The sequence below is a fragment of the Paenibacillus sp. RC73 genome, from assembly GCF_044908085.1.
Classification (GTDB): domain Bacteria; phylum Bacillota; class Bacilli; order Paenibacillales; family Paenibacillaceae; genus Paenibacillus; species Paenibacillus terrae_A.
In genome coordinates this window covers 1-12973 of record NZ_JBIYCV010000026.1, presented here as the reverse complement: position 1 = coordinate 12973, position 12973 = coordinate 1, and the positions used below count along the sequence as shown (strand labels likewise).

Sequence of the window (12973 nt, the reverse complement as noted above, 5' to 3'; positions counted from 1 at the left end):
ATCCCCAGCCATTAAGAGCCATTAGCTCAGCTGGTAGAGCACCTGACTTTTAATCAGGGTGTCGAAGGTTCGAATCCTTCATGGCTCACCATTTTATTACATGCGCGTGTGGCGGAATTGGCAGACGCACTAGACTTAGGATCTAGCGTCTTTGACGTGGGGGTTCAAGTCCCTCCACGCGCATCTTGTTTTTGCGGACGTGGCTCAGCGGTAGAGCATCGCCTTGCCAAGGCGAGGGTCGCGGGTTCGATTCCCGTCGTCCGCTCCATATTTGCGCCCTTAGCTCAGCTGGATAGAGCGTTTGACTACGAATCAAAAGGCCGGGAGTTCGAATCTCTCAGGGCGCGCCATTTTAAAAAATTATACGTCGGGATGTAGCTCAGCTTGGTAGAGCACCTGGTTTGGGACCAGGGGGTCGCATGTTCAAATCGTGTCATCCCGATATTAATTTGCGGGTGTAGTTCAATGGTAGAACTTCAGCCTTCCAAGCTGATAGCGTGGGTTCGATTCCCATCACCCGCTTACTGATTACCTAGAAGCCGAGAGGCTTCTTTTTATTTTGTCCACAGTACATGAACTTTCTCTGTGTATAGGTTATTGCAAAAATCTCCTGTCATGCACAGTTGGGGATGACTTGTGCATATTGTACATAGGCGCTCGTTACTTTTAACACCCAGATCCCGTATTTCCCCTTTTACGTATCCCTTTCTCCTGTAGTAAGGCTAATTTTGTGATCAAATTCCTTCGATATAGGAATCCTATGATCATTAACGATCCGGATTCATGGTGATAACTCCAAGGCTGCTGTATTGAGTTGTACACAATGGCTTCTTTTTATGTGGGTATAGCTGAGTCTGGAAGGAAAAATAGCTCGGAAATATTGAAATTATGGTTGATTTGTGTATATCTTTGTGGATAGAAGCTTATTGGGTTTCACTTTGTCAACAAATAATAAACATATGCACATAATGATGCATGTTTTTTTGTTTAGGAAATCATGCTGTTTATAACACCTGTGCATAAAGTTTCGATGATTCTCTAGGCCATAAAGAAATTTCGTTTATTAAATTTCATTTTTATGCATAAAAAACCAATATATTCTCAAAAAAAGTATTTTAAAAGCGTGACTTTTTACTGTAAATTTTGCAGCTTTTCACGCGTTTTTATTGTATGATGTTAAGAAAGTGTCAAATTTCGTGTGTATACGTACCTTTGCAACAAAGCTGTATTTGGTGTGAACAGATTAGATGGGGGGAAAAGCATGACTGAGCTTACGTTAACCGCTAACAAAAACCAATCCAACAATCTGCTACGGCGGGACGTTCGTTTTCTGGGGAATATTCTTGGTGAGGTTTTGGTTCATCAGGGTGGCAACGAACTTTTGGATATCGTGGAAAAGATACGTGAGACAAGTAAATCGTTACGTGCCGGGTATCAGCCGGAGTTGTATGAGAATTTCAAACAAATCGTTAGCGGACTGGATACGGACATTCGTCACCAGGTTATTCGCGCGTTTGCGATTTATTTTCAGTTAGTGAATATTGCCGAGCAAAATCATCGTATCCGCCGCAAACGGGACTATGAGCATTCTGCTGGTGAAGATGTTCAACGTGGTTCAATTGAAAGTTCTGTTCAGGAGCTTAAGCAGGGTGGATTTTCTGCTGAGGACGTTAGCAATCTGCTAGAGGAGCTTTCTCTGGAGCTGGTTATGACTGCACATCCTACAGAAGCCACGAGACGGGTGATTTTGGACATTCACAAACGCATTTCCGAGGACGTCATGCTGTTGGATAATCCTATGCTCACCTTGAGGGAGCGGGAACAGGTGCGGGAAAATCTGCTGAATGAAGTGATTACGCTATGGCAGACAGACGAACTGCGTGATCGTAAACCAACTGTGTTAGATGAAGTTAGAAACGGGATGTATTATTTTCATGAGACTTTGTTTCATGTGCTGCCTGACGTATACCAAGAATTGGAACGATGTTTAGGCAAATATTATCCTGAGCAGAGATGGCATATTCCGACCTATTTGAGATTTGGCTCCTGGATCGGTGGGGACCGGGACGGCAACCCGTCTGTTACGGCTCATGTTACTTGGGAAACGTTACGTATGCAGCGTAAGCTGGCTTTGAGAGAATATCAGCACACGCTGAAGGAATTTATGGGTTATCTGAGCTTTAGCACTAGCATTATACGTGTCTCTGATGATTTGCTGGCTTCTATTGAGGAAGACCGGACCCATATTACGCTTAAAAAGATGGAAGTGTGGCATAACGAGAAAGAGCCTTACCGCATCAAGCTGGCCTATATGATAGCCAAGGTGAATAATATCTTGGATGAAAGCAAGCAGGGCACGAAGGAACGTTATAGTTCTGCTGAAGAGCTTATTGCGGATCTGAACGTTATTGATGACAGCTTGCGTCATCATTTTGCGGATTATGTGGCAGATACTTATATTCAGAAGATGATTCGTCAGGTAGAACTGTTCGGCTTTCATACGGCTACGCTGGATGTACGTCAGCATAGTCAGGAGCATGAAAATGCAATGACTGAAATCCTCTCTAAAATGAATATTGTTGGGGATTATGGCAAGCTGCCTGAGGAAGAGAAAATAGACCTGCTGGAAAAGCTGCTGAACGAGCCGCGTCCGATTACGTCGCCGTATTTGAAATATAGCGACAGCACTCAGGAATGTCTTGATGTATATCGTACGATTTATCTGGCTCAGGAGGAATTTGGAAAGCAATCCATTACAAGTTACTTGATCAGTATGACTCAGGGAGCAAGCGACTTACTGGAAGTTATGGTGCTGTCTAAAGAAGTGGGTTTGTTCCGTATCGAAAAAGATGGCACAGTGGTATGTACATTGCAATCCGTTCCTTTGTTTGAAACGATAGACGATCTGCATGCTGCCCCTAGTATTATGAAAAGGCTGCTGAACTTGCCTGTATATCGCCAATCCGTAGCAGCAATGGATCAGCTCCAAGAGATCATGCTGGGTTATTCAGATAGTAACAAGGACGGCGGTGTGGTGACGGCGAACTGGGAGCTTCGGGTTGCGATGAACAGCATTACGGAAGTGGTTAATGAGTTCGGCGTAAAAGTGAAGTTTTTCCACGGACGCGGGGGAGCACTGGGACGCGGAGGAATGCCGCTTAATCGCAGCATTTTGGCCCAACCTCCTCATACGATCGGAGGCGGCATCAAGATTACGGAGCAGGGTGAGGTACTCTCATCCAGATACTCGCTCAAAGGCATCGCTTATCGAAGCTTGGAACAGGCAACATCAGCTCTGATTACCGCAGTGGCATATAATCGTTCTGGTAAGAAGGAAGTGTTCGAGGAGAGCTGGGAAGAGATCATTTCCCGTATTTCTGAGGTATCGCTGGAGAAGTATCAGGATTTGATTTTCCGAGACCCTGATTTCTTCACTTTCTTCAAGGAATCAACTCCATTGCCTGAGGTGGGTGAACTGAATATTGGCTCTCGTCCGTCCAAGCGTAAGAACAGTGAACGTTTTGAGGACTTGCGCGCTATTCCATGGGTTTTTGCATGGACGCAAAGCCGTTACTTGCTACCTGCTTGGTACGCGGCTGGAACAGGGCTGCAAAGCTTCTATCAGAACAATGAGGATAACCTCAAGGTGCTGCAAACGATGTTCAAGGAATCAGCTTTCTTCCGCTCCCTTATTGATACACTGCAAATGGCGATTGCGAAGGCGGATTTGCTGATTGCAGAGGAATATGCAGGGATGTCCGATAATGAAGAAGCTCGCCAGCGCATTTTCGGACAAATTTCAGCGGAATTCAAGCTGACATCCGAGCTGATTTTGAAAATAACAGGACAATCGGAAATTCTGGACGATGTGCCGGTAATTCAGGAGTCCATCCGATTACGTAATCCTTATGTCGATCCGTTAAGCTACTTGCAGGTTCAGTTGCTTAGTGAGCTACGCGAACTACGTGACCAGAACGGGGACGATGCGGAACTGTTACGTGAGGTGCTGTTAACCATTAACGGAATTGCCGCAGGGCTGAGAAACACGGGCTGATACAGCTTGACCGCATGAACACAGGCAATCGGGCGCTTATGGGTGCCCGATTGTGCTGTTTGCATGTATATGACGGAGCAGGAGTCCAATTGGTGTCAACGCTACAGTTGATTTTCCGATTAAATTGAACTACGATGAATTATCATAACAATGTAATGAGTAACCCATCAGCAAGTCTGGGGGAGTATAGAGTGGATAATATGGAAAGCCGCTTGGTTAGGCTGGTGCAGAAAGGTGATCAGCGAGCTTTTGCGGAGTTAGTCGAGTTATATAAAGATCGGATTTTTCATCTTTCCTACCGGATGCTTGGGAATCGCCATGAGGCGGAGGATCTGGTGCAGGAAACTTTTTTGCGTGTATATCGTAATTTGGAGAAATATGACCATGGGCAGAAGTTCTCCACATGGATTTACCGGATTGCGACGAATCTGTGCATTGACCGTCTGCGAAGGAGAAAGCCTACATACTCACTGGATGCTGAGATGAATGAGCAGGAAGGTGTGGATGGGTATGCGATGCTCGCTAGCGAAGAGCTTACACCCGAAGGGCGTACGCTGTTGTCCGAGACACAATCCTTGATTCATGATGCCATTGACAGCCTTCCAGACAAGTACAGGACGATTATGGTTTTGCGTTACTTGCAGGAGCTTTCCTTGCAGGAAATTAGCGATGTGCTGAATCTTCCGGTCACTACCATTAAGACGAGGGTTCACCGGGGCCGGGATTTCCTACGCAAAAAATTGGAGCACAAGCTGTAAATTATGTGTTCAGGATCTTGGAAAGTGCGCGCACAGATGTTTTTTGTGAAACATATTGCTCGTTGTAGCGTATGTAAAGTGAGCAAAGTTTCTAAGCCGGAGCATGTTATGTAGAGGAACACGGAAGAATATTAGAAAGGATTGGCTCATATGGATTGCAAACAAGCCGTCTCTTTTATGCATGACTATCTGGATGGCGACCTGTCTGAGCAGGACAAACAGGAGTTAGAGCATCACTTGTTCACCTGCCCGGAATGCCGCATGCGTTTTAAAGAGCTGGAGCGGACGGATGCGATGCTTTATGGTACACGGCATCAAGTGCCGTGTGTATCGGATGAGCTGACACTTCGCATTATGAATGCTTTGCCGCCGCATAGAAGAGCGCCAATGGTGCCTATGCTGACTTGGGTGAAAAGGCACCCGGCTGTTACGGCCGCTGCTTTCTTTCTTGTTATAATATGCTCAAGTATGGCAAGCTTTTCGACCACAGACCATCAATTGGTAGTCAAGGGAAGCCATCTGGATCAGGTTGTTATTCAAGGGGATACTGTGATAGTGCCTGAAGGTAAATCCATTGCTGGAGATTTGACCGTGCAAAATGGCGAGGCTCGGGTATATGGCGATGTGGAAGGGAATGTAACTGTGATCGACGGTTCCTACTATCAAGCGTCCACAGCACATATTGCAGGACAGGTCAAAAGTATTGATCAAACCTTGGATTGGATTTGGTATAAAGTTACTGATTTGTTCGGAGGTACGTCCTCTCCATAAAAGAAGCTTGAACTGGCAAGAATGATATCGAGCGCCTCTTCCGCTGGAAAAGGCGCTTTTTTTGTATATAAAGCTGGCGATTTGTACTTTATTTTACTGTTTTTAGTGGTTCTTTTGTCGTGCGGCTTGCAACGCGGGCCTTATCGTTATAACCTAGATAGAGAGAGCATACTGTGTACATATTACACTTACTCACTACAGAAAATTGCGGGGGCATGCGCATGTTGGATTATTTCGCGGACCTGACTTGGAAAGAGTCCATTAAAGATATTATCGACATTCTGATCGTAACCTATATTATGTATCAACTTATTTTACTTGTTCGTGGAACGCGTGCAGTTCAATTGCTAAAAGGAATTCTGTTCCTGGTGGTTATTTGGGCCGTAAGCACGTGGTTTGATTTGTATACGCTCAAATGGCTGATGAACCAGATGTTTACCTTTGGTGTGGTAGCTATTTTCATTATTTTTCAGCCTGAATTGCGTCGTGCCCTGGAACAACTGGGGCGAGGCAAGCTGTTTGGGCGTTCGTCTGCGGATGATGAGGAGATAAACAAGTTAATCGGGGAAATGATTAAGGCGCTGAATTATTTATCACGTAGAAAAATAGGGGCTTTGGTCGTATTTGAACGCGAAACGGGGCTAAACGAATACACGGAGTCCGGTATCAAGACACAGGCAGTGGTCAGTTCCGAGTTGCTGATCAATATTTTTATTCCAAATACGCCCCTTCATGATGGTGCGGTCATTATTCAAAATAATCAGATTGCTTCTGCGGCCTGCTACTTACCACTGTCGGAAAATCCATTTATCAGCAAGGAGCTGGGAACTCGTCACCGGGCAGCGATTGGGGTGAGTGAGGTAACGGATGCCGTAACTGTGGTGGTATCAGAGGAGACAGGGCAAATTTCTTTGGCTATCAATGGACAGGTCGTGCGCGATATTAAGGAAGAATCCTTAATATCCAAGCTGTATGAGGAGCTGCGGCCGACACCATCTTTGAAGGAAAAACGCGGCTCATTCTGGAATCGGAGGGGAGGCCGTGGAAATTCATGATGGACAAATGGATTAACAACAATACGATTTCTAAAATATTGGCACTCGCGGTTGCCGTCTTGCTGTGGGGATTGGTTCATCTGGATACAGGCACGCCTTCGTCCACGCTGACCGTTTCTTATGATAATAAAGTGATTGATAATGTAGGCATTCAGACCAGTGGTTTGGATGAGTCAAAATATGTATTATCTACAATGGATACTGACCATGTGAAAATGGAGGTTAGAGGACAGCGCTCCGTGCTGACTTCTTTTTTCGCAGATAATTACCAGGCTCAATTGGATTTGAGTGGATTAGGAGCAGGTACTAAAACCTTGCCGCTCGTAGCGAATCTGCCGAATGGCTTGGAATTGGTGTCTATGACTCCTAATCGTGTTACGGTCACGATTGAGGAAAAGGCAACGAAATCATTTGAAGTTTCTATTGTTTCCAATGGTAAACCGGATACCGGCTTGCAGCTAGGAGTGCCTGTGGTCGCCCCTCAAACGGTGAAGGTCACCTTGCCTAAAAGCCAGTTGAGTACAGTGGCTGCGGTGCAGGGGGCTGTGGATACGGAGGGAATCTCGGAGAAATTTGAGCAGAAGCGGGTGAAGCTGAAGGCTTACAACAAAAAGGGACAGGAACTTACAGGAGCGGTTATTGAGCCCTCCACAGTGTCTGTTGAAATCCCGGTAACCCAGCAAACGAAGTCTGTGCCTGTGAAGATTGTCTATTCCGGGGAGCTGCCGAACGGTTTGGCGCTTTCCAAAGTTAATGCAAATGTAAAAGAAGTGGTTGTTTACGCTTCGCAGGATGTTTTGAACAGCCTTAGCTCCTATGTTACGGCTACACTCGATCTGAGCCAATTAACGAAAGCAGGGACCCAAACAGTTCAAGCTAATTTGGCAGCGCCCGCCGGTTCTGATAAAATCGAGCCTGGCTCAATACAAATTCAGGTGACAGTTGCGCCTTCTAATCAGGTGACCGATGCGGAGCGGACATTGTCAGGCATTCCGATTGTTGTGCAAGGGGCAGGAGATGGGACGATTGCGACTATTACAACGCCCGCGGACAAGACGATGGATGTTACCGTGAAGGGGCCGCAGGATATGATAAGCAATTTAACCAACGATGATATTAGTTTGGTCGCAGACGTAAGTGGTCTGGAGGCTGGTCAGCATGAGGTTATGTTGAAGGTAGGCCTGCCCAAATACATTACGCAATCCGGAAACGCCAGCCAGTTAACGGCAACGGTAAACATTGAGAGCCCTTCAACGCCGGCTGTAACGAATCCGGGCAGCGGGAATGAATCAACCCCTTCCGGTAGTGGTAATAAGGGGCAGGAGAGGCCACAGGGGGGCCAGAGCGGTCAAGGCGGCTCCTCTGATGCAAACTCCGGGGACAGTGCAGCTGCGGAGGACAAAACAAATCCTCATAACGGCGCAGATTCTTCTGCCAATGGAACCCCGGAGAGCAGTCAGCCATAACATGATTTATCTGTAGTAAATATTTAAGGTTCATTAGACAAAAAAGGGAGTCATTATACATGGGGAAATATTTTGGTACAGATGGTGTTCGAGGCATTGCTAATCAGGAACTTACAGCAGAACTGGCATATAGCATTGGCCGCTGCGGCGGATATGTTTTAGCAGGGAATGTAGAAAAACCAACAGTTGTTATCGGTATGGATACACGGGTGTCCGGTCTGATGCTGGAATCGGCGCTTGTAGCCGGTTTGCTGTCTATCGGGGCTAATGTGGTTCGTCTGGGTATCGTTTCAACGCCGGGAGTCGCTTATCTTACACGTCAATTGAAAGCGGACGCTGGTGTAATGATCTCGGCTTCCCACAATCCGGTGGAAGACAACGGCATTAAGTTTTTTGGCGGCGACGGGTTTAAACTGACAGATGAAACGGAACTAAGAATCGAAGAGCTGATGGATGCGAAAGAAGATCAATTGCCTCGTCCAATTGGCGGCGGATTAGGTACGGTTGTTGTAGACGAGCATTCTCGCTACGATTATCTGGAGTTTTTGAAAACAACGATTAGCCATTCTTTTGAAGGGCTCAAAATCGTACTGGATTGTGCGAACGGAGCGGCTTATGAGCTGGCGCCGAAGCTTTTTGCGGAATTGGGAGCCGAAGTTCACACCATCGGTGCGGAGCCAAACGGGCTGAATATCAACGATCATTGCGGTTCAACCCATCCTGAAAAGCTGAAAGAGGAAGTGCGTCGCTTGAAAGCTGACATTGGTCTGGCCTTTGACGGCGACGCAGACCGTCTGATCGCGATTGATGAAAACGGTGAAGAGGTAGACGGCGACTATATCCTTTGTATCTGTGGGGATGCGCTGAACCGCGCTGGAAAGCTCAAAGACAGCACTATTGTATCGACTGTGATGAGTAATATTGGTTTTTACAAAGCAACGGAAAAGCTGGCGCTCAAGACTGCGAAAACTGCAGTTGGTGACCGGTATGTAATGGAAGAAATGCGTCGGGGCGGCTTTAATCTGGGCGGTGAGCAGTCTGGTCACGTTATTTTCCTCGATTACAATACGACGGGCGACGGTATGTTGACCGGGATTCAACTGGTGGATACCCTGAAAGCTTCCGGTAAAAAGATGAGTGAGCTGAAATCGCTCATGAAGCAGTATCCGCAAGTGCTGGTTAATGTGCGTGTACAGGACAAACGCAATTACGAGGGCAATCCTGCCATTGCAGAAGCGATTGAGCAGGTGGAACAGCAATTGGGTGATAATGGACGCGTATTGGTTCGTGCTTCCGGTACAGAATCGCTTATTCGTGTTATGGCTGAAGGTCCGGATAAGGATGAGCTGGAGCAATTTGTAGGACAGATCGTAGATGTTGTAAAAAAAGAATTAGTTTAAAATTTTGTAAACGTCGGTTGCCTGTTGAAAGTAAGCAGGCGACCGCGTTTGCAGATATTATTTTTAATTGAATACTTACCTGAATTTGCAAATATGAATAAAGTGTCATTGCCAAATGATGCTGAGCTGAATATAATATAGGGATGCTGTGACTCAGAAAGAGAAAGTGAGGGTTGTAAGGTAATGTAATACAAGCGCCAGAGCTTGATTTTGCGCGGGGGAACTTGTTGGTGAGGCAGATCATTCAATTTGGATGATGTTGCTCACAGATGGGTTCACGGCAAAGCGAGCTGACGAGGTGAAGGTGTTCGAAACATTCGGCGGGGACCTTCCGGTGAGGCATCGACCCGTAAATCGGCAGCGGAAAATAAGCAGGCAACTGTTTACACAACGCACCGATAGATGCTTTTATTTTATAACCTAAATTATAAGATTCATTTCATGAATGTGCGGCCATCATCATTGGCGTGCGCGGTTTGGGAATTTCGTTACATTCGTGAAGAGATGCCTGTAATTTCTATAGTTATCATTGACAACTTCATAGATGAATGAACTTTATTCCGCAATCTACCGTACACGTTAGTCCTGTGATGAGTCGTCCTGTGAAATGATGATCGGGAGGATAACGAATATGTGTGGCATTGTAGGATATATTGGTGATCAGAATACGCAAGAGGTATTAATTGACGGATTGAAAAAGCTGGAGTACCGCGGTTATGACTCTGCGGGTATTGCCGTGTTTACAGATTCAGGACTGCAAGTAGCAAAGGCTAAAGGTCGTCTGGCGAATCTGGAAGCGAAGCTGGATGGTGCGCCGCTGGTAGGCCATGCAGGTATCGGGCATACACGTTGGGCAACACACGGTAAGCCTTCAGATGAAAACTCCCATCCGCATTTGGATGAGAGCCAAAAGTTCTCCGTGGTTCATAACGGGATTATCGAGAACTATCTGGAGCTGAAAGAACAGCTGATCAGCGAAGGTCATACCTTTATTTCCGAAACGGATACGGAAGTTATTTCCCATCTGGTTGCGCGTGAATATAAAGGAGATATCGTCAAAGCGGTACAAAAAGCAATTACCTTTATGCGCGGTGCCTTTGCACTGGGTGTGCTGACAGAGCACGAGCCTAATAAGCTGGTAGCTGTTCGTCAAGCTAGCCCGCTGGTTATTGGTGTGGGAGAAGGCGAGAACTTTATCGGTTCCGATATTCCGGCTATTCTGAAATATACACGCAATGTATTTATTTTGAATGATGGCGAAATGGCTGTTTTGACCAGTGATGCCGTCGAATTAATGACAATCGAAGGCCAATTTATTTCTCGGGAAATGATTCATGTCGAATGGGATGCTGTAACAGCGGAAAAAGGCGGCTATGAACATTTCATGTTGAAAGAAATCCACGAACAGCCTAAGGCTTACCGTGACACAATGTTGGGCCGAATCGACAAAGAAACTAAAAGAGTTGTTCTTCCTGAGTTGAAGCTGACAGAAGAACAAATTAAAAATATTCGCAATATTCAAATCGTTGCTTGTGGTACAGCCTACAATGCTGGTTTGATTGGTCGTACGGTTATTGAAAGCATGGCTCGTATTCCGGTGGAAAACGACGTGGCTTCCGAGTATCGTTATCGTTCGCCAATCGTAACACCAGAGACATTGGTAATCGTAGTGAGTCAATCCGGTGAAACTGCCGATACGTTGGCAGCACTGCGTGAAGCACAAGCGAACGGCGCTCATGTACTGGCGATTACAAACGTAGTTGGCAGCTCCATTGCCCGCGATGCAGATGATGTGTTGGTTACACTGGCAGGACCTGAAATTGCCGTAGCTTCCACCAAGGCATATTCTTCGCAGTTGGTTGCGTTTTACCTGTTTGGTCTGTATCTGGCTCAAGTACGTGGCACACAAACGGATGAGCAAGTAGCTCAAGTGTTGGCTGCTATGGAATCACTGCCAGAGCAAGTGGAAGAAATGCTGGGTAAAGCAGATGCGATCAAAGCCTATGCTGAGCAAATCGCCAGCCACAAGCACCTGTTCTTTATTGGTCGCGGTCAGGACTATGCTGTAGTACAGGAAGGCTCCCTGAAGCTCAAGGAAATCTCTTACATTCATTCCGAGGCTTATGCTGCGGGTGAGTTGAAGCATGGTACACTGGCATTGATCGAAGACGGTATTCCGGTTATCGCTTTGGTAACACAGGAATCCGTGTTGGAGAAAACCGTGAGCAATATCAAGGAAGTGAAAGCACGTGGCGCAGACGTTCTTGCGATTACGTACGAAGAGCACGCTGTTGAGTTGTTGAAGTCAGTGGATCAGGTATTTGCAATTCCGAAGACACTTCCAATCCTGTCGGCTGCGATTTCGGTTGTATCTCTCCAGTTGTTGGCTTACTATGCTTCCCTCGCTTTGGGTCATGATGTGGATAAACCACGTAACCTGGCGAAAAGTGTAACGGTTGAGTAAGGGCAGTATATTGGTACAAAGGCTGTCTGGTGATAAAAAAGTGTGGAACCAGTAAAAAAAGTCTGGAACTAGTCATTTTACAAACATCAAGAAAGATCCCGATGATATTATATCGGGATCTTTTTAGCTTAGGAGGGCAATTATGTCTACAATAGGCCAACGAATTCGAACTATTAGAAAAACAAACAACCTAAATCAAATTAAGTTTGCAAATACAATTGGAATTTCTCAAGGAACGTTGAGTGAGCTGGAGCAAGATAAATACAGGCCCTCTCTTGATATAATTATAGCTGTTAAAGAAAACTTCAATTCGCATATAGAGTAGTTAATCTTTGGAGATACGCCTATATCAAAGAATACTATTTTTAATTTAGCCATTGAAGCCCAGGAGCTAGAGCTTATTTCTTCGTTTCGAGAACTCACTAAAGAAGATAGAGATGAAATTATTGATTTTATAAAGCTAAAGATTGTTCGGTACTAATCTTTCCAGGAAGCCTCTTAATTAATATGTCTTAAAAATGCTTATTTTAATTCGCGGCATTTATGTATAAAAAAATAATTCAATGTCACTAAATTCACTTAGCATGTTTGATATTGCTTTTATAACACCCCACGGCATCTGTTTTCAGCAAGTTTTTTTATACTTGCTCAAGAGCCATACGTGAGAAATGGTTTGAAAAAGCTTTGAAAGAAGGCGGTTGGAGTCTCAGCATTAAATAGACCCCAGCTGATCTAAAATCAATTTACATAAGAAATGAATTTGAAGATTATGAAGAATGTAGAGTGGTGGTAAAAGAATCATTACAAGGTCTTAACATAGAGACCTATTTACAGATGAGCCCAGACAATAGGGGGATTTCATTCGATTAGCAATACAAAGCAAATAATCAGTTGTAACATCAAAAACCTCTGGATTGTCAACAGTAAATCAAACAACTTTTTTAAGGGCTGCAAGGCGATACTGAATAGGCGTCATATAGCCTAAAGTTCCATGAATGCGATGTT

8 protein-coding genes and 6 tRNA genes are annotated in these 12973 nt (G+C 45.4%); all 14 read left to right on the top strand.

What is annotated here, in order from left to right; translation table 11 throughout:
* Positions 1-15: 15 nt before the first annotated feature.
* Positions 16-91 (top strand) — tRNA-Lys (locus ABH897_RS27320).
* A gap of 11 nt (positions 92-102) precedes the next feature.
* Positions 103-183, top strand: a tRNA-Leu gene (locus ABH897_RS27315).
* Positions 184-193: 10 nt separating this feature from the next.
* Positions 194-268, top strand: a tRNA-Gly gene (locus ABH897_RS27310).
* Between the two features lie 5 nt (positions 269-273).
* Positions 274-350, top strand: a tRNA-Arg gene (locus ABH897_RS27305).
* An 18-nt stretch (positions 351-368) separates the two neighbouring features.
* Positions 369-442, top strand: a tRNA-Pro gene (locus ABH897_RS27300).
* Positions 443-451: 9 nt separating this feature from the next.
* Positions 452-522: transfer RNA gene (locus ABH897_RS27295), tRNA-Gly, on the top strand.
* Positions 523-1261: 739 nt separating this feature from the next.
* Positions 1262-4054, top strand: a complete 2793-nt coding sequence (gene ppc / locus ABH897_RS27290; RefSeq protein WP_404521793.1) for a phosphoenolpyruvate carboxylase — start codon at positions 1262-1264, stop codon at positions 4052-4054.
* Positions 4055-4245: 191 nt separating this feature from the next.
* Positions 4246-4812, top strand: coding sequence for an RNA polymerase sigma factor SigW (sigW, locus tag ABH897_RS27285; protein ID WP_014278287.1), 567 nt, complete (start codon positions 4246-4248; stop codon positions 4810-4812).
* A gap of 150 nt (positions 4813-4962) precedes the next feature.
* A complete protein-coding gene (locus tag ABH897_RS27280; RefSeq protein ID WP_014278286.1) occupies positions 4963-5583 on the top strand; it encodes an anti-sigma factor in 621 nt (206 codons plus the stop codon).
* Positions 5584-5804: 221 nt separating this feature from the next.
* Entirely contained in the window at positions 5805-6638 is an 834-nt protein-coding gene (cdaA, locus tag ABH897_RS27275) for a diadenylate cyclase CdaA (RefSeq protein WP_014278285.1), read from the top strand.
* Complete coding sequence (locus ABH897_RS27270) at positions 6635-8104, top strand: CdaR family protein (RefSeq protein WP_404521791.1); 1470 nt, start codon at positions 6635-6637, stop codon at positions 8102-8104. Before cdaA ends, ABH897_RS27270 begins: the two co-directional genes overlap by 4 nt.
* A gap of 59 nt (positions 8105-8163) precedes the next feature.
* Complete coding sequence (glmM, locus tag ABH897_RS27265) at positions 8164-9504, top strand: phosphoglucosamine mutase (RefSeq protein ID WP_014278283.1); 1341 nt, start codon at positions 8164-8166, stop codon at positions 9502-9504.
* A 631-nt stretch (positions 9505-10135) separates the two neighbouring features.
* The gene (gene glmS, locus ABH897_RS27260) at positions 10136-11968 is read left to right on the top strand and encodes a glutamine--fructose-6-phosphate transaminase (isomerizing) (RefSeq protein WP_404521788.1); all 1833 of its coding nucleotides are present in this window, start codon (positions 10136-10138) and stop codon (positions 11966-11968) included.
* Between the two features lie 142 nt (positions 11969-12110).
* Complete coding sequence (locus tag ABH897_RS27255) at positions 12111-12293, top strand: helix-turn-helix domain-containing protein (protein ID WP_404592980.1); 183 nt, start codon at positions 12111-12113, stop codon at positions 12291-12293.
* Positions 12294-12973 lie beyond the last annotated feature (680 nt).

Bases quoted from the DNA above. Each gene is read 5' to 3' on its own strand.
- ppc (WP_404521793.1), top strand. From the start codon at position 1,262: ATGACTGAGCTTACGTTAACCGCTAACAAAAACCAATCCAACAATCTG.
- ABH897_RS27280 (WP_014278286.1), top strand. From the start codon at position 4,963: ATGGATTGCAAACAAGCCGTCTCTTTTATGCATGACTATCTGGATGGC.
- cdaA (WP_014278285.1), top strand. From the start codon at position 5,805: ATGTTGGATTATTTCGCGGACCTGACTTGGAAAGAGTCCATTAAAGAT.
- ABH897_RS27270 (WP_404521791.1), top strand. From the start codon at position 6,635: ATGATGGACAAATGGATTAACAACAATACGATTTCTAAAATATTGGCA.
- glmM (WP_014278283.1), top strand. From the start codon at position 8,164: ATGGGGAAATATTTTGGTACAGATGGTGTTCGAGGCATTGCTAATCAG.
- glmS (WP_404521788.1), top strand. From the start codon at position 10,136: ATGTGTGGCATTGTAGGATATATTGGTGATCAGAATACGCAAGAGGTA.
- ABH897_RS27255 (WP_404592980.1), top strand. From the start codon at position 12,111: ATGTCTACAATAGGCCAACGAATTCGAACTATTAGAAAAACAAACAAC.